Annotated in this window: 16 protein-coding genes and 3 pseudogenes; 13 read left to right on the top strand and 6 right to left on the bottom strand. The window is 36.0% G+C overall.

Annotated elements, in window-relative coordinates:
* Positions 1-68: 68 nt before the first annotated feature.
* The 3 genes from tnpB to ACHUFV_RS11195 all read left to right on the top strand — a co-directional run bounded on the left by tnpB (position 69) and on the right by ACHUFV_RS11195 (position 2,748).
* Complete coding sequence (gene tnpB / locus ACHUFV_RS11205) at positions 69-1,244, top strand: IS200/IS605 family element RNA-guided endonuclease TnpB (RefSeq protein ID WP_394234074.1); 1,176 nt, start codon at positions 69-71, stop codon at positions 1,242-1,244.
* A gap of 230 nt (positions 1,245-1,474) precedes the next feature.
* Entirely contained in the window at positions 1,475-1,795 is a 321-nt protein-coding gene (locus tag ACHUFV_RS11200) for a hypothetical protein (protein WP_394234072.1), read from the top strand.
* A 752-nt stretch (positions 1,796-2,547) separates the two neighbouring features.
* A complete protein-coding gene (locus ACHUFV_RS11195; protein WP_394234070.1) occupies positions 2,548-2,748 on the top strand; it encodes a hypothetical protein in 201 nt (66 codons plus the stop codon).
* A gap of 152 nt (positions 2,749-2,900) precedes the next feature.
* Here ACHUFV_RS11195 and ACHUFV_RS11190 read toward each other — a convergent pair.
* Positions 2,901-3,119: pseudogene (locus ACHUFV_RS11190) on the bottom strand (4-hydroxyphenylacetate 3-hydroxylase C-terminal domain-containing protein); the annotation flags it as partial.
* Between the two features lie 207 nt (positions 3,120-3,326).
* Here ACHUFV_RS11190 and ACHUFV_RS11185 point away from each other — a divergent pair.
* Positions 3,327-3,512: a Spo0E family sporulation regulatory protein-aspartic acid phosphatase gene (locus ACHUFV_RS11185; RefSeq protein ID WP_394234068.1), complete on the top strand. Its 186-nt coding sequence runs from the start codon at positions 3,327-3,329 to the stop codon at positions 3,510-3,512.
* A 442-nt stretch (positions 3,513-3,954) separates the two neighbouring features.
* On the opposite strand, the gene ACHUFV_RS11180 is transcribed toward ACHUFV_RS11185, so the two are convergent.
* Together ACHUFV_RS11180 and ACHUFV_RS11175 are read right to left on the bottom strand one after the other, a co-directional pair.
* Positions 3,955-4,710: a SurA N-terminal domain-containing protein gene (locus tag ACHUFV_RS11180; protein WP_394234066.1), complete on the bottom strand. Its 756-nt coding sequence runs from the start codon at positions 4,708-4,710 to the stop codon at positions 3,955-3,957.
* A gap of 261 nt (positions 4,711-4,971) precedes the next feature.
* Entirely contained in the window at positions 4,972-5,757 is a 786-nt protein-coding gene (locus tag ACHUFV_RS11175) for a CPBP family intramembrane glutamic endopeptidase (RefSeq protein WP_394234064.1), read from the bottom strand.
* Between the two features lie 237 nt (positions 5,758-5,994).
* Here ACHUFV_RS11175 and ACHUFV_RS11170 point away from each other — a divergent pair, with 237 nt between their 5' ends.
* Complete coding sequence (locus ACHUFV_RS11170) at positions 5,995-6,624, top strand: excalibur calcium-binding domain-containing protein (RefSeq protein WP_394234062.1); 630 nt, start codon at positions 5,995-5,997, stop codon at positions 6,622-6,624.
* Between the two features lie 230 nt (positions 6,625-6,854).
* Here ACHUFV_RS11170 and ACHUFV_RS11165 read toward each other — a convergent pair whose 3' ends face one another.
* Positions 6,855-7,811 (bottom strand): helix-turn-helix transcriptional regulator, encoded by a 957-nt coding sequence (locus ACHUFV_RS11165; protein WP_394234060.1) that lies wholly within the window; start codon positions 7,809-7,811, stop codon positions 6,855-6,857.
* A 106-nt stretch (positions 7,812-7,917) separates the two neighbouring features.
* Between ACHUFV_RS11165 and ACHUFV_RS11160 the strand changes: the two genes are divergently transcribed.
* Together ACHUFV_RS11160 and ACHUFV_RS11155 are read left to right on the top strand one after the other, a co-directional pair.
* On the top strand, positions 7,918-8,397 hold the full coding sequence (locus ACHUFV_RS11160; RefSeq protein ID WP_394234058.1) for a GyrI-like domain-containing protein: 480 nt from the start codon (positions 7,918-7,920) through the stop codon (positions 8,395-8,397).
* Between the two features lie 131 nt (positions 8,398-8,528).
* Positions 8,529-9,236 (top strand): annotated as a pseudogene (locus ACHUFV_RS11155) (FAD-dependent oxidoreductase).
* 170 nt (positions 9,237-9,406) lie between these two features.
* Here the strand turns inward: ACHUFV_RS11155 and ACHUFV_RS11150 are convergent.
* Both ACHUFV_RS11150 and ACHUFV_RS11145 read right to left on the bottom strand, forming a co-directional pair.
* Positions 9,407-9,571 (bottom strand): hypothetical protein, encoded by a 165-nt coding sequence (locus ACHUFV_RS11150; protein WP_394234056.1) that lies wholly within the window; start codon positions 9,569-9,571, stop codon positions 9,407-9,409.
* A gap of 212 nt (positions 9,572-9,783) precedes the next feature.
* On the bottom strand, positions 9,784-10,074 hold the full coding sequence (locus tag ACHUFV_RS11145) for a hypothetical protein (RefSeq protein ID WP_394234054.1): 291 nt from the start codon (positions 10,072-10,074) through the stop codon (positions 9,784-9,786).
* 240 nt (positions 10,075-10,314) lie between these two features.
* Here ACHUFV_RS11145 and ACHUFV_RS11140 point away from each other — a divergent pair, with 240 nt between their 5' ends.
* From ACHUFV_RS11140 to ACHUFV_RS11115, 6 genes and pseudogenes are all read left to right on the top strand, one after another.
* Complete coding sequence (locus ACHUFV_RS11140) at positions 10,315-10,740, top strand: MaoC family dehydratase (RefSeq protein ID WP_394234052.1); 426 nt, start codon at positions 10,315-10,317, stop codon at positions 10,738-10,740.
* A gap of 545 nt (positions 10,741-11,285) precedes the next feature.
* Positions 11,286-11,708, top strand: coding sequence for a DUF1801 domain-containing protein (locus tag ACHUFV_RS11135; RefSeq protein WP_394234050.1), 423 nt, complete (start codon positions 11,286-11,288; stop codon positions 11,706-11,708).
* Between the two features lie 318 nt (positions 11,709-12,026).
* On the top strand, positions 12,027-12,713 hold the full coding sequence (locus tag ACHUFV_RS11130; RefSeq protein ID WP_394234048.1) for a cell wall hydrolase: 687 nt from the start codon (positions 12,027-12,029) through the stop codon (positions 12,711-12,713).
* A 393-nt stretch (positions 12,714-13,106) separates the two neighbouring features.
* Positions 13,107-14,080: pseudogene (locus ACHUFV_RS11125) on the top strand (Rpn family recombination-promoting nuclease/putative transposase).
* Positions 14,081-14,885: 805 nt separating this feature from the next.
* Entirely contained in the window at positions 14,886-15,122 is a 237-nt protein-coding gene (locus tag ACHUFV_RS11120; protein ID WP_394234047.1) for a hypothetical protein, read from the top strand.
* Between the two features lie 62 nt (positions 15,123-15,184).
* Positions 15,185-17,353, top strand: coding sequence for a transglycosylase domain-containing protein (locus tag ACHUFV_RS11115; RefSeq protein WP_394234045.1), 2,169 nt, complete (start codon positions 15,185-15,187; stop codon positions 17,351-17,353).
* The last annotated feature ends 259 nt before the right edge of the window (positions 17,354-17,612 follow it).

Genomic DNA, 17,612 nt, shown 5'->3' with positions numbered 1-17,612 from the left:
GGCGATAGCCAAAATGTTCCTCATATGATATAATTAGAACAAATGTTCGATGATGGAGGTATAGTACGATGCTAGTCAACAAGGCTTATAAGTTTCGTATCTATCCAAACAAGAAACAAATTGAACTGATTAATAAAACGATTGGCTGTTCAAGATTCGTGTTTAACTTCTTTTTAGAAAAACAGAAAGACAAAGAGGCCTACTGGTATATTGTCGAAGAGATGGTTCAAAACGGTCAGCTTCAAGCGAATACCTGGAAAGGTGGATATCTCAAGAAATACGAAACCGTTAAGTCTGTTAGAGAATTAAAAGAGCAGTATTCTTTTTTAAAAGAAGTGGATAGTATTGCCTTGCAAAAATCCGTTGAAAACTTAGCTGATTCTTATGATCGTTACTACAAAAAACAAAACAATTATCCACGTTTTAAGTCGAAAAAAAATCCTGTACAATCCTATACAACAAAACATACGAACGGAAATATTGCGGTAATAGACAATTATATTAAACTTCCTAAACTTGGCTTAGTTCGTTTTGCGAAAAGTCGTGTGGTAGAAGGCAGAATATTAAATGCTACGATAAGACGTAACCCATCAGGAAAATACTTCGTCTCTATAGGCGCAGAAGCAGAAGTATCAGAACTACCTAAAACACAATCTAGTATTGGTGTAGATGTAGGTTTAAAAGACTTTGCTACTCTTTCAGATGGAACTACCTACTCGAACCCTAAATTCTTCCGTACATTAGAAGAAAAATTAGCAAAAGCACAAAGAATCATGAGTAGAAGAAGCGCTGGAGGTACGAACTGGTATAAAGCAAAAATGAAAGTGGCCCGTCTCTATGAAAAAATGACGAACGTAAGAAATGATTACTTACACAAGATTTCTACCAAGATTGTCAAAAACCACGACATCATTGGGATGGAAGATTTGTCAGTATCGAATATGCTTAAAAATCATCATTTTGCGAAAGCCATCAGTGAAGTATCATGGTCAAAATTCAAAACCATGATGGAGTACAAAGCAAAATGGTATGGAAAACAAGTTGTGACAGTAGCGAAAAATTTCCCTTCCAGTCAACTTTGCTCATGTTGTGGTTATCAGAATAAAGTCGTTAAAAATCTCGGTTTACGTGAATGGGAATGCCCTAAATGTCATACTCAACATAATCGGGATATTAACGCAGCAATCAATCTTAAAAATGAAGCAATAAGACTTCTAACCGTAGGGACTGCGGGGATAGCCTAATCAATAACTGGTGGATACACCGGTGTTCTTAGGAATCTCCCGCCTCAAACAACTCGTAAGAGTGTTAGGCGGTGAGTAGTTCAAGCCAGTGTTTTTAATAGTAGGAGGCCTGTTAGTATTTCTAGCTTATTCTACTAATAAGAACTATAAGCAGCTGCTCTGTTCCTGTTGAGGTTTTTGATAAAGTAGAGGAGGTTGCTGCTTCTAAATACATATTTTTAACTTTTACGGTGGCTGGAGTTACTTTTAAAAATGGACGTAAAACTAGACAGGCAATCCTTAGAGCCTTAAAGTGGGGAGATGAGGTTATGGAGTCTGTAAACTTTGAGACTTATGAGTATGAGGGAAAGCCAGCTGTATACGTGAAACTAAATAATCAGGTAGTAGGTAATGTACCAGCTAATAAAGTAAGTGAGTTTTTAGAGCTTGAAAGCGCGCATCACAGAGAGAATATTACGGCTGATATATATGGCGGTAATAAATTAGATGATGGTAGTAGATCTAGTTACGGATGTAAAATAACAGTAAGGTATTTAAAAGAGGAGCTTTGATTAGCTCCTTTTTATTTTTGCTATAAAAGCCTTCGGTAAGAAAAAAAATCCAGATTTACTGGATTTTTTTATGAGTTATGAATAATTGGAAGCCATAAATGAAAAGGGTATAGCAAATGGCAGTGAAAAAGATGTGTTTTGGCTTAAAGGTAATCAAAACCATCCGAATGTAAAACGAAAATCAGGATGGTTCCAAAAAAAGTCCTAATGTAAAGCTCAAATCGTTAATGTGAAGTCCAGAACCTTCTAAAGTAAGATTAGACGATACGATTACGAAGGTCTGACACAGTGTTTAATATAGAGTTGGTGTTGGAGGAGAACAATGGAAGTTAACAATATCTCTTAAAGCAACTGAATATTGATTCCATCTTCCGCCGAAAAACCTATAGCCATATGCTCTGTGATGCCCAACAGTCGTCAAATAAAACCAGAAATTATCGCCGTTTCTAAGCCACAAATATGTGAAACGAAAGATACAATTTTCAAGACCCCAGGAACTCAGGGAAGAGAGTGGCATTTGTCGCATATTTACCATAACTCGAGTTCACTCCTTATTGAAATTAGACATATAACCAGTTTATGCTCACGTCAAAGCGTGGATTGGATGTATGCCTAGGAGCCCTAAGTTAGCTTAAAAAATTTCCCTATCCGCATTTGTCAGATAATAGTTTAGCATCAGGACGAATACCCAGGAATTTATCCCAAATATGCATATGCTTAATGTAAATTAAATAAGGAGGAGGAATGCTTATATGATGAATGCCTATTATGAGAGGGTTGGTTTAGGTGGACCAGGATCAGGTTTTGGTGTTGCACCAGGACTTGGATTTGGAGCACCAGGCTATCCGCACCCACACTACCCGGACTATCATCATCATCACTACCCATACTACCATCATCACTATCCGTACTATCATCACCATCACCATCCGTACCATCACTACCATTATTAAAACTTGCCGTTAAAATAAAAAGGAACAGAAATTTCTGTTAAACAGGCGTGTTTCTGCATTAGCAGACATGTCTGTTTCATGTTGGGTATGGAGAACGTTTTTGATTTATTGCGGAAGGATACTGCATATAATGACAATTTCTTCAGACGCTCTTACTTTTTTAAATTTAAAAATTGGATAATTTCTTCAACATGATGATCCTTTTGATAGTTTTTGTATAGTTTACTGGTTAATCGAATAGGATCACCAAAAAAGTATCTTTCATACTGGATTTGCCTTGTACCAAAGGAACTCATTGTCAGATCCCACGCCAAACGAAATAGTTTCACACGGTCCAAAGAGTTCATACTAAATGCTTGAAGATATTGGTCAAAATAAGTAGTTTAGTCATTCCATGAATAAATTCGGTTTTTACAATTTGTTTGATTTTCACTTGATGATAAGCGAATTGGTAAAAGGAGCTTTTAGCATATTTAACTATTTATTCACAAATAACCTATTCCAAATCCACCTCCAAATTGGTACAATATTCTTTGTGTTTTAAAATTTTTGTATTTTTTTGTAAAAGAGGTATATCCGTGAAAAAGCATCCTTCTTCCTTATTAGAACCTAATGAACTTTTAACATATATTGAATGCTTGAGAGAAGAGTTAATTCGTCTAGGTTTAACATATGGTTTTCATCATAAGCGAACCATTCATGCAAGTCAGGAACTTGACTATTACATTGTTGAATACCAAAAGCTAACTAGTAAGGTTAGTTAATTAGAATGACAAAGGATTTACATTTTGATAAATGCTTAACCAGTTCAGAATCCTCATATTTTTTTCTGCCATGTAGTCAACGAGATTTGGTTGGTAATCCATTGATCTTGTAACCCACCATTTTTCTACACTTGGATTTATCTATCCCCAGAATTTATAAACTCATCTTTACTAGAAAATCACGTAAAAGCGTACTATTGCGAGTCACTCAACGTTATAAAAGGTCCTTTTTAACATGTATAATATTAGCTTTTGCATTATAATAAATCTTACCTAATTCGGTCTACTACTATGGCGGGGGAGCCAGGCAACAGCCAAGTTGCAAAATTTGAAAATACAAACCCCTTAAATAGGAAGGTGTAAAATATAATAAAAAAGAAGCTGAACACTACATTTAGTAGAGATTCAACTTCTTTTTCGTGTTCATGATGTGTGTAACCTATTAGATCTTGATATCAATCTTTGCATGTTTCTTTAGCTCTTCAACCTGCTGAGCGAGTTTTTCTTGCTGTTTTTGCTGTTGCAGAGATTGTTCGATTTGCGGTTTTACTTCTTCAAGCTTTGGAACCTCTTGTCCAGTACTCTTTCCTTGTTCTACAAATTGATTATACGTTTTTTGAATTTCTTCATCAGTTAATTCAACAGCGGGCACTTCTTCCTTCACGTACTGTTTAAGTTTCATATCATCAGCTATTTGAGTTTCAAGTGTTTTCCTATCCATACCCAAATTTTTAAGAGCGGCTTCGAAGTCTTTTTCCGTTTGAAACTGTTTTTTTATTTCGTCCAGCTGCTTAGTAACATCTGCCTCTGAAACCTTATAGTTTTTTTTATCAGCCTCTTGAAGAAGAAGAGTATTTCCAACTATGCTGTCAATGGTTTGCTTTTTTACATTTTCTGCGTGATCTTTAGCTGTCGGATCTAGTCCCATTTGCTGCATTTGCCCTTGTGTCGAGGCTAAAGCGCTATTATAGTCGCTTCCTAGAATTTTTTTATCATTCACAATGGCTACCGTTTTCTTTTCATCTACCTGCTGTGCTTCTAATTTCTTCTGCATTTCTTCCATTTGCTTTTGCTGTTCGGTTTCCGCTGTTTTTGCTTTATCATCATTTTTAGCTTCTGTACTTTCTTCCTTTCCTCCGCAAGCTGCTAAAACAACGACCATTAGACCGGTTATTAAGGTAAACATCACTTTTTTCATCATCGATCTCCTCCTTATGGTAGAAGTAGATGTTCCTTTAAAAAATCATCTAGTGCGCATTATAAAGGAGATTCTACGATAGTGAAACCTTATGCGCTCTTATTTAATATTAATAATAGGATTGAAACATTTGAAAATGAAAATGAAATCCTGTAAAAAAAGCAAATTTGAACACGATAAAGCATATAAGGTTTCTTAAAGGATATGCCTTGCATTATGAAGTTCCGTTAAAAACCTATATTACCATCACAAAATTCTTTGTTAGATGATAAATCCGCTATATACCATGCCAATATTAATGACGATATGAAAAACAATACTAGGATAGATGCTGTTTGTTTTCAGTGTGATGATTGCGTAAATGACCCCTGCAATTGAAATAAACAGACTGAGAGCAAGAGAAAAACCAATGGAAAGATGGAGAAGCCCAAAACCAACACTAGTCACAAGAACCGCATACCCTGTAGAGGTGTGTTCCTTAAGAGTCGAAAGCAATATCCCTCTCCAAATAACCTCCTCAAAAACGGCATTCACAAGTGAAAAGATTAAACAAAACACTAATAGAGTTTGAATATACTCGATATCCTTTTGAACAATGAAAGACATGTATATCATGACATTTATCATGATTCCAATCATCCAAAACCAAAATGTATTCACTTTATGAAATGGTAAGACGATAGGATTTTTCCAGTCAGGTTTTTTGTTGTACCAAGAAACCTTTCTATGAAAGAAAAGATGATTCATAACGATTCCGATTATGATAAAAACTAGAAACAGGCGATTAAGAATGATTTTTATTTCCTTTGGAATATTCATCGTTCCAACGAAATCATTAGAAGCCATAAATATCACAAAACCGATTAGAAACGATAACAGAAGTGATATAACGAATCGTTTTTCTTTATTGGCAAGTAATAAAATCCCTAATCCCATAAACACAAAGAAGGAAAAAACCTCCAGTTGATAGGAAATAGTAGTAATCCCTAGAAAAAATAAAACCGCCATAATCAGTAACAACAAAAGAATTCCCCATTTCCTTGCCATTGTACAAATATCATTATTAATTTCTCTTAATAATGGGGGAATCCTTCTTCAACTTTAGAGAACAGTTCGCAATAAAAATAATATTACCTTTGAAGTAGGCAGATAATAAACCTAGAACAGTTAATTAGTAAAAGAACGGGAACTTTAAAAAAGTTTCATACAGAAAAAAATATTTCATTTTGTGAGGTGTCCAGATTGATATTGATTCTATTGATATTATTGATTTTAATATGTTTAATGGCTGCAATCATAACACCTGTAGCTTGGATCGGAATTATTATTTTGATTTTTGGAGTATATCAGCAGATAAAAAAATCAAAAGGGAAAGCAGCCTTCCCAAAACCATGGATTATTATCTTGGCCGGATTTCTGGTTAGTTGGATTTCGGCATTTGCCTTAGTAGAACCATCAGAAAAAGTCGTAACGAAAGTAGATAAAAAGCAAGAACAAAAAGTAGCTAAGGAAAAGGAAGCTAAGTTAAAACAAGAAGAAACTGAAAAACAAGAGGAAGCTGAAAAGCAAGCAGCAGAAGAAAAACAAAAACAGGAGGAAGCGGATCGCTTAGCAGAGGAACAACGTAAACAAGAAGAGGCGGATCGCTTAGCAGAAGAACAGCGCAGACAGGAAGAAGCGGATCGCTTAGCAGAAGAACAGCGCAAGCAAGAAGAGGCCGCTCGTGTAGCAGAAGAACAACGTAAACAAGAAGAGACGGCCCGTTTAGCAGAAGAGCAAGAACAACCGGCTAATGTATATTATAAAAATTGTGATGCAGCACGTGCTGCTGGCGCTGCACCCATTCGAATGGGGGAACCAGGTTACGGTAAACATCTCGACCGTGATGGAGATGGAATTGGTTGTGATAAATAGCCATTTTGAGTAAAAGCTACTCCAAATACTGAATTTTATACAGTTACGATTGAATATGTTAAAAAAGACAGTGTGATTAAAAACGCTGTCTTTGATGTGGAATTAGAGAATGAAAATGAGTAAAGTAACGGTTTATCCTGCACGATTTCGTGTATTTTGCTACAGGGTATTTGTTTTTAACTAGTTTTCTGGCTGAAGCATTTTAACCTTCAGATTTAACTAGCCACTGCTTATTGGCAGTATAAGCATAATCTCTCTCGTATACATTCTAAGACTTCCTCTGGCACTTCCCTAAACTTGATATCATCACCTAAGAAGAGAAGCCAATTTGTTATATCAGTCAATTCTTCGGGCATATTACTATTGACAAAAGTCTTGAGGATGCCTGTAGCTTGGTACGGATTGGTATAGGAAATTGTATATTTAAAAGGATGGTATTTTTTAAACTGGGCAATTGCCTTTGGACCAAATTCGATGACAAGATTGAATGCTTCTTCTTGCTTACTTAGTTTTTCTAAAACCTTTTTCCTATCTACTCTTTTTTTCGTGGGATATAGTTTTACATCTGTGAGGTTGTCGACAGGAATAAACCTCCTCTTTTCTTCTTTTAAGTCAAATCCTTCAATTTGCCATAGGCTTTTTTCACGATAAAGGTGCAAGAGATAAATTGGATAAGATTTTATCATCTCTCCTTCTTTGATGGTTATTAATAAATGGCTATCCAAAAGAATGAGTTGGATAAGCTTTTCTAACATAGGATGAGGGAGATCTGACAGATCAAGTAAATCAGGATTCTTTGGATTAGTACCCTCGAAAAGCAAGATTTGATTTAATAAAACTAGAGTCTCTTGGTGGTTTTCTGGGATGAGGCCTAGTAATTTCTCAGCTAAAGACTGTCGACTTTTTAAATAGGGAAGTTGTTGATTTCTTGAGGCCATAAAGGCAATAAAAAGTGCTTTCACTTCATTATCGGTAAAGTTAATTGAAGGCAGGACAGAGTTGTTCATGACAGAATAGCCCCCATCTCTTCCAACTTCAGCTTCAAGAGGCATCGCTTCAATTTCTCTGATATCCCTAATAGCAGTTGAACGAGAGATGTTAAATTCCCGCATGATTTCAGAAATTGTAAAGTAGGAGCGATTGTTGATATACCGCATGATGGTATTAATCCGTTCAACTTTTTTCATGGGAACCTCCTAAACAGTATCATTTTTTGACATGATTTAATGCTATTATAAATCCAGCAAGTAAAAAAACAAATCTTTTGTTTCATATAAAAGGAGGAATTTTAAAGTGGCAAATTATACGTTAGAAGAAAAGGACAGCTTTACTGTTTTAGGCATTGGAACAGAACTTACGAGTGATTACACAGACTTTGTTGGTATTAATAAGGAAAAGGCAGACTTTTGGCAAGCTGTTAATCAAGATGGAAGGCTTGATAAACTAAAAAAGGTTGCATCAAATGACTACATTTTTGTCGTAAACGAAGCAGTAAATAATAAGATGATGCATTACGTTGGTGTTATGACGGAGGAGTCCTTGCCAGAAGCATCTAGACTGATTCAATTTCCTAAAGGGGAATACATCGTTGTGAAAGGGGAAGCGAATACTGATGAAGAGTTGAGTAACAAACTGACGGGTATTGCTTTTGGTGAAGTCCTGATGGAAGTAACGGATGTATCCTATGTGGGTGCTCCAAATGCAGCGGTTGTGATGGGACAGCAAGACGGCTCCGTATATGGTGAAATGTGGATCCCTGTTGTTAGAAAATAAAGAAAGAATCCTCCTACTTACTAAATGGATTGTTTATAAATGACATCATCAAACAGATCACAAATGGCCACAGTTGCCAATAAGTGATCTGTTTTATTCTTTTGAAATTTTTCAATAAAGGGGAAAAAGGAATGAGTTTTTTTCAAGATACATTATCCATATTTAAAAAGAGAGAGTTATTATTTATAGAAAGCTACAAAGAGTCAGATGGTGTTTATTCCTTTCTTTTTAAAAAAGAGAACGATTTAACTTGGAAAGCAGGGCAATATGGTTTGTTTAGCATTACCCATAAGAAAATAAAAAATCCTACAAAACCATTTACTTTGTCCTCTGCACCTGCTGAGAATGTTGTTAGACTAACAATGCGTATTGGTGATAACCCAAGCGATTTTAAGAAAGCAATGTTGGAGTTAAAACAGGGTATGAAGGTTAAAATGAGTGGGCCAGTAGGTAGTTTTTATTTAAAAGATAACCATCCTTCACTTTTAATAACAGGCTGAATCGGAATAACACCTTTTCGTTCAATGGTAAAACAAGTAGAGGCAGAGTGGAATGGAGTAGAGAAACAAATAAAACTTCTTTATATAGATAGCAAAAAGTCATATCTATTTAAAAATGAATTTGATGAAGTTGCTAACAAAACTTCAATCAGTGTCACTTACCTCGATACAAGGGAAAACTTACATCAAGAGATAGATAAGTTTGCAAACTTGAATAATAATGATGGCAACTACTTTATTGCAGGATCGAAGTCAATGGTAGATTCTATTTCTACGTATCTACTAAATAATAATATTTCAAAACGAAATATTAAAAAAGATGCCTTCTATGGATATTAGTTAATCAGTGATGGAGATGGAATTGGTTGTGATATATAACCATTAATCAGTCATAAAAGGCAGTGTGATAACTACACTGCCTTTTTGATGCGAAAACTATCGCCCAATTTTAAAAAGGTATATTTGTATTTGACAAGCAAAAAATATAATAAACGGTAGTTAAAAATGGATTATGTATTTTTCTTTTCTGCTACCATTTTTCTTAGTTCTTCTTGGCCTTCTTGAAGTGCTTTTATCTCTTGTTCCAATTTTGCTAATTGATCGATCATTGGTTTCAATGCTTCTTGAAGCATATCATGTAATCGCATAGCTTTTTCATCTCTAGATGGTTCCATTATTGTTACCTCCCAAAATGTAAGATTGAACATCCTAATCATACTTTATTAATAATATAGAAACACTAGATACTATGGAAATGTTAAAAAGTGTTCACAAAGGAAATTGGAATAGGGAGACAAACAGCAGTTAGGTAATCATATCAATTATGACTTGGCCCTTTTTACAAAAAAACGGGCATTAGGTAACCCTAATGCACCAATAGAAAAGTTTATTCCATAGAGTTACTATTATCTCTCACATCACCATTGTTGGAAGCTGTATCGTTTTCTCCTTCATCACCATCTACCATCTGACTACCAATAACAGCGCCTGAAAGACCGCCAATAACCGTACCAAATAGTCCATATTGAGAACCAATCATAGCACCCGTGACGGCATCAGTTAAAGCTCCAGCTGTTTCACCATAATCATCGGTTTCTTGATTAACATTATCGGCTTGAATATTGCCACTTTCTTCTGCATTTCCATCAAAGTTATTGCGTTCGTTATCCTGATTCATTTAGTCACTTCCTTGTTATTAATAGGAATTTGGTAATTAGGAAAGTAAACCATCTCAAACATATACTGCCCAGTTGAAGTAGTTTTACTCAGAGGTTGATTCTAAAAGGGGTATGGATGCTTTTTCGAGTCATTCTCTATATTTTTCTGTCAGAAAATGATAAGAGAATTTTACCAACTAGTAATTACAGATGTTAAACTTAGAATAAGTAGTGATTAACGAATAAATAGAGGTGTATTTATGAAGTTTGATGAATTTACAATTGGACAGGTGTTCGCAACGAAATCATACAAATTAACAAAAGAGAATATTATGAGGTTTGCAGGTGAATTTGACCCTCAATATATGCATGTAGATGAGGAAAAAGCTAATCAGGGAAGATTTAATGGAATCATTGCTTCTGGAATACATACGTTAGCTATTTCATTTAAGCTGTGGGTTGAAGAAGGGAAATATGGCGAGGATATTATTGCTGGAACACGAATGAATAATCTTAAGTTCATGAAGCCAGTGTATCCTGAGGATGAATTACATATCATTGTTGAGGTTCTTGATAAGAAAGCAACAAAACATAATACGGGGATCCTTACTGTCTTGTTATCTACATTCAATGAGAAGGAAGAAAAAGTTTTTGAGGGTGAATTATCCGTGTTGATAAAGCGATAAAGGGTTAGTTGGAAGCAATTTTATTTATGAGCAGGGTTTTATCTGAGTGGGATTGGGATTACTATGTTAATTCGTTTCCAATCTGCTGTGTTGTTTTACTGTAAGTAGGTAACCAGCGATAATTAAAATAAACGGAGATTTTCCGGTTAGACTGCAAAATAAGGCACTGTTTGGGGAATATAAACGGAGGATTTCCGATTAAGCAACGCAAAATGACCCATTTATACCTTTTTTATGTCAATAGTCGGAATCCTTCCGTCTATTTGAGCTATTTTCAGTGTAAATTCCTAAATAAGAGAAATTTCTCCGCTTATCTATCATACGAATTATTGCGTATTTTGCATTTTAGGGCAATCTAATTGAACAACACCTTAAAATAAACTGGATATTGCTGTGTGTATTGGCTACTATTCACGTTCTTATGGTGTGCCGTACTTCAAGATGGGAGTATGGGGTGAAGGAATTTGGATTTGTATTCTAGAATGTAAAATTGCTGACCATAATGTAAACAAATAATGAATGAGTGAATAGGAGAGAGGAAATCTATGTATGAACCGAAGACGAAAGAAACTGACAATAGTGTAATTGAGTTTATTGAATGTGTGGAAAATGAGAAGAAGAAGGCAGATGCCTATCAGTTATTAGAAATTTTTGAAGAGGTAACTGGTTACAAGGCAAAAATGTGGGGTCCTAGTATTATAGGCTTTGGTAGCTATCACTATAAGTATGCATCAGGACATGAAGGGGATGCGCCTTTAGCGGGTTTTTCACCAAGAAAGGCGAAAATTAGTCTTTATTTGGCCTATGAAAGTAAGGAAAGAGAAGAATTATTAGAAAGCTTTGGTAAACACACAAAGGGTAAGGCTTGTATTTATGTAAATAAATTAGCTGATATCGATATCAATGTGTTAAAGGATTTAATTAAACATTCAGTCGAAACCTATCAGAATCTCTATCCGAATGAATAAAGTACTTAGCATTGATCTAAATCCATGATTTACTGGCGTTTTATTTTCTGCCCAAGCTTAACTGGCCGGTGGTGATTTTTAAAAAATCTTGATTTAAAAGTAGGTAGGAATAATCAGGAAAAATAAACGACAAAATATTCCTCCATTATATAAAAATGGTCCTATTGTAACATTAGCATAGGGAATATGTCATAAACTTACCTCAGCTGTAATGTTGTTCATGAAAGCCTAAAGAAATGTAACCTTCTCGTTCTGTCACATGTGTACAAGCTCATGTTAGGGTTATAGCATACGAGTTTACTAGGAGGTTGTACACGCATGAAGAACACTTACATGAAAACATTCATTACAGCTTGTACAGCTGTATTTGCAATTATAGGGATAAATAATACGACGGTTGCGGCCGAAGAAAATATTGTCAATGCAGACACTCTTTTAGAATTAGGTCAACAGGATGGTGTGAAAACTGAAAATGATCCTTCTACTGATCTGATTGTTCTAGACGAAATTATGCAAAAACCAGAACCACAGCCAGCCGGCGTACCATTGTCAACACTTATGCAGAATAAAGCTGATCAGCCGATTGAGCCAATAGAAGAAGTAACAGAAGAGGAAACAGTGGAACCGGCCATTTCTCTTTCTAATGAAGAAAAGGACTATTTTGCTAGATTAGTAGAGGCAGAAGCAAAAGGTGAATCCTATGAAGGAAAAGTAGCCGTTGCGACGGTTGTCTTAAATCGAGTGGAGTCACCCGAGTTTCCAGATACAGTGACAAATGTCATTAATCAAGTAGTCGGAGATGCCTATGCCTTTTCTCCAGTCCAAAACGGTGCAATTAACAAACCTGCGTCAGAGGAGTCCGTTCGAGCAGTGGAAGAAGCATTAACAAGAAACGATCGTTTACAGGACTCTATTTACTTCTATAACCCAGAGATTGCAACAGATACTTGGATTCGCAGCCGTGAAGTCGTACAAACAATTGGAAACCATGTCTTTGCGAAATAAGGAATAAGGAATAAGGGAACCGTTCGAGGTCACTGAAAAATCCACTGTTTTCAATGGTCCCGAATCGTTTTCTCACAAAAACCCCCTATGGTCCCATTTTACCATTTAGGGGGTTTTTCATGTTTGGAAACTGTAAAAAGTCAGACTATGATAGTAAATGCTAGTCAATCAATAAAAATTCTAGAATAGAGAACTAGTCAGCAAAAAATCTTGAATTTCCTGCATGAAATATAGTAGGATACCCTGCCCTTTTTGTTTAATTATAAACATTCTGTGAATAGTAGGTAGTTATAAATCAATTTTTAAACAAAATGATATAATGTACTTGTACCTTCATAGCATTTAATCTTGATTCTCCTTTCTTTACTAAAAACCTCGAAAGGAATCCCCAATATGACAAAAGAATACCTCGACTTAAAAATGGATTTCATGTTTAAGTAGTTTTTTGGAGACCCTCGCAGAAAGTCAATTACAATCGCATTCTTAAACAACATACTCAAACGGAAAGATGAGATGATCATTGATGTGCATTACTAAAACACAGAACGAATAAAAGAAGAATATGACGGCACGAGTAAACTGGATGTACTTGTGTCTATATCAAATGGTGAAAGAATTAATGTGGAAATTCAAATACGAAAGCACCTGATTTTCCAGAACGAGTTCTTTACTATTGGTCTAAACTATACTCTTCTTCGATCGGGTCTGGTGATGAATATTCTAAATTAGTCCCAACAATCATGATTTCCATCTTAAATTACCCTCTATTCCCTCAAGAAACAGACAGCTTTCATAATGAATTCAAGCTAATGGAAGTTCAAGAACACTTTCACTGGTGCCAACATTTAGAATTTCATGTTCTTGATCTTTCACAATTTATGTTAAAATGGAAAAAATACAAACGAGAAATGAAACAAAATCGATCTTCGGAATACCCATGGCTAATGATGTTGACGGCAGCCAATCATGAAAATAAAACCGTTAATCAAGAAATGATTCCAGAATTGGAGGAATTTGCGATGAATGAACAAGAAATTCGCGAAGCCTTAATTGAATGGGAAACGTTAAGCAGTAATAAAGAAAATAAAATACTGTATGAGTCAAGATTAAAATTTTTACGGGATCAATTATCCTTAGTAAGAGGCGAACGAAAAGCCGCTCGAGAAGAAGGTTTAGCAGAAGGTTTAGCAGAAGGGCGAGCAAAAGGGCTAGCAGAAGGACGAGCAGAAGGACGAGCAGAAGGCATAGGGGAAGGCATAAATTTAGTTGCCAAAAATATGTTAAACAATGGTAAGTCCATTGATGAAATCATGGAATTGACTGGCTTGACTCAAAAAGAAATACTGTTGTTAAAAAATACAGATTAGGAGACAGTCAACTGTCCCGAAGAGAATGTATTAATGAAAAGCAAGAATAATGGGTGCTATGTTATTGATTAAAAAAGAAAAATCTTCCGCCTTGGAAGATTTTTTTTTGATTTCCCATACTGAAATACATGCCTCACTTACGTTGCCGAGGAATGTGGTGAATCAAGTGAAAAAAGATGGGTTACACTTTTTAAGGTTTCATATAGGAATTCATAACCGAATATACAGTAGTTCCGATTACATGTAAAACTTTTGTCTTTACTATGTTTTCTTGTTTAATTAAAGGAGCTGCTGGACAAGTTCATTAGACGCTAAATCGAGTTTGATAGATAAGCGGAGAAATTTCTCTTATTTAGGAATTCACACTGAAAATAGCTCAAATAGACGGAAGGATTCCGATTATTGACTCGAAAAACGTAAAAGTGGGTCATTTTGTTTAGCTTAATCGGAAAACCTCCGCTTATCTACCCCGAACCGAGCTCTAATATACAGTATAACCGAAAAATCTCCGTTTATTTCAACTTATCTCTGTTACTAACCTACTATCAACCCAATTAACACACTACAACTTTGTTTAAATAATGTAAGTTTGTGAAAAATACACGTAACCTATAGAGTAGGTTTATTGAATAGGTATGCTACTGTGGCAGCTCTTTTTTATTTTTGTAAAAAAATATTTCCGCATATACCCCCATAAAGTGAGGAGTGGTTACGAATCTATATAATGGGCTCAAGTTAATTAATATCCAACTGTAGATTGGTAGAGCTTGAGCAACTTTGTAATGTTTTAAATAAAGGAGTTAGTATGAAGGAATTTATCGTTTGTTATACGTTAGAGAATGATATTAAACGAGAAAGAATAATGAAAGAGGCAGATATTAGTAAGGAACAAGTAATACAAGAAATAGTAGAAAAGATTGAACAGCGCAAATACTTTCTTATGAAAGGTGACCATAGGGATGATTGGATCGATTGTTCGTCCATCCGTTATATAGGGGTTCATGAAAAAGCTGACCCAAAATGTAATCTCATGAAACGATAATATCAACTGAGGCTTTTTAACTTATAGTAACTAGAATTATCTTTAAATGGGAGAGAATATGAATGTCAGAAGAAGCATATCAAACTCGTGAGGAACGAAATAAAGCGAAAAAAACAAACCAAAAGAAACAAAGAAGTATTGGTATATTGAAAAAAGGATCGTTGTTTAAAAAAATGGTCATTGTCTGTTTAGTACTTGGTCTTGTTTCAGCAGGAGCAGGAGCCATTACGTTTGCTTCCATGATTAAGGGTACACCTACCTTAGAATCTTCGAAGCTAATAGATCCGCTTTCTACTAAATTTTATGATAAAGACGGAAACTTCCTTTATGAATACGGCAAGGAAAAACGGACAAAAGTGGCGTACGATCAAGTGCCAAAAGTGTTGGAACAGGCCTTTATTGCCACTGAGGATTCCCATTTTTACGAACATTTTGGGATCGACCTCAAAAGGACAGCCAAGGCGATTTTCGTGAACGTAACCGGAGATTTCGGATCTCAGGGTGGAAGTACGATTACACAGCAAGTCATTAAAAATTCTATTTTGTCTCCAGAGAAAACACTGAAACGTAAAGTGCAAGAATGGGACTTAGCGTATCAGTTGGAAAAAAAATATTCAAAGCACGACATTTTAATGATGTATTTAAATAAAATCTACCTTGGAAACGGCTCTTACGGAGTGGCTGCAGCAGCGAAGAATTACTACGGTATTGAGTCCGATGATTTGAAACAAATGACGCTTGCGCAGGCGGCGATGATAGCCGGACTAACACAGAGTCCGAACAATTATGATCCAACTATACCGGAAAACAAAGAAGCAGCCACGAAGCGCCGTCACATCGTATTAAGCTCGATGCTTCGAGATGGATATATCACGGAAGATCAAATGAAGGAAGCGGAAAAGGTTCCTGTAACAGAGGGACTTGTAGCAAAAAACACAGAGCAAAGTATGCCTTATGAAGCATTTTTGGATGCAGCTGTGAAAGAGGTAAAGGGAAAACTAAAGGATGTGGACATTAGCAAGGACGGATTGTCGATTTATACAACCCTGGATCCTCAAGCACAGGACTATGCGGACAAAATGATGAATACCAGTGAAATCATTGCCTATCCGGATGAGAATTTTCAGGGAGCCTTCGTTTTATTGGATACCAAAACGGGTGAAGTCAGGGCAATTGGGAGTGGGCGGAATGACTATAAAGCTCAATTTTTAGGTCACAACTTTGCCGTCGATATCAAACGTCAGCCAGGTTCAGCCTTTAAGCCAATTTTTGATTATGGACCAGCGATTGAAAACCTAAAATGGTCCACTGCTCATTTGATCAATGACCAGGAGACAACTTATTCAACGGGTCAGCCCATTTCCAACTGGGATCATCAATATCATGGAATGCTGACAATACGGACGGCATTGCAAAATTCATACAATATCCCAGCATTGCTCACATTGAGAGAAGTTGGGATGGATAAGGCTAAGACTTTTGCAGAACAACTTGGCATTACGTTTAAAAATAATGAAGTGCATGAATCCTACTCGATCGGTAGCAATGCCGTTAGTCCTTTAGACATGGCAGGGAGCTATAGTGCTTTCGGGAACAACGGTCTATACAATAAACCGCATTTCGTCCAAAAGGTTATTTTGTCGGATGGCGCAGTCGTTAATTTTGCGGATAAATCAAAACGTGTGATGCAGGATTACACTGCCTATATGGTAACGGATATGTTACGCACAGTCGTAGATGCTGGGACAGGAACAACTGCAAATGTTCCCGGACTGGATGTAGCCGGGAAAACAGGTACAACCAATTTTGATGAAAAGACTCGAGCAAAATATGGATACCCAGACACTGCTACAAATGATAGCTGGTTTGCAGGGTATACCCCTCAATACACTATGGCTGTCTGGACGGGTTACGCTCAAAACGGACAGGGTAACTATATGAGTGGAGATACGACGAAAATCTCACAGGTAATGTTTAAAGCAATGATGGAAGCACTCGGAACGGACACAGCAAATTTTCAACAACCGGATAGTGTTTATACAGTGAATAATGAACTTTATATCAAAGGAATAGATTCTGCAGAGGTTCCACCACCACCTAAGAACGACAATGTTATCGTTTCTCCTAATAATGGCGGAAATAGAGGAGAAGAGAAATTCAGAAAAGAAGAACATAAATTGAAAAAAAATGAAGAGAAGCACCGAAAAAAGGAAGAGAAGCAAAAGCATTAAGTAGGTGCCAGGTACCACCCGAATATTCTTGTTTCACAAGATGTTCCACAATTAAGGAAAGCGAACAGTGCCTGGCACTGTTCGCTTTGTTTTATTACAATATTTGGAGGGGAAATCTCAAACAAAATCGAATCGTACTATTCGAGATGGTTCAGTCTCGGAAACCGTTATGTTGAAGGAAAATAAAGTGGTCGATCAAAAATAAAGTATTAGACACACTCAAAAAGAGCAAAGTATCGATAAACGAAACAGTCGAAGG

It is taken from the genome of Niallia oryzisoli, from assembly GCF_043641075.1.
GTDB classification, from domain to species: Bacteria; Bacillota; Bacilli; order Bacillales; family Cytobacillaceae; genus Bacillus_BD; species Bacillus_BD oryzisoli_A.
The sequence above is the reverse complement of the archived record's forward strand: the minus strand, read 5'-3'. Positions and strand labels throughout refer to the sequence as shown.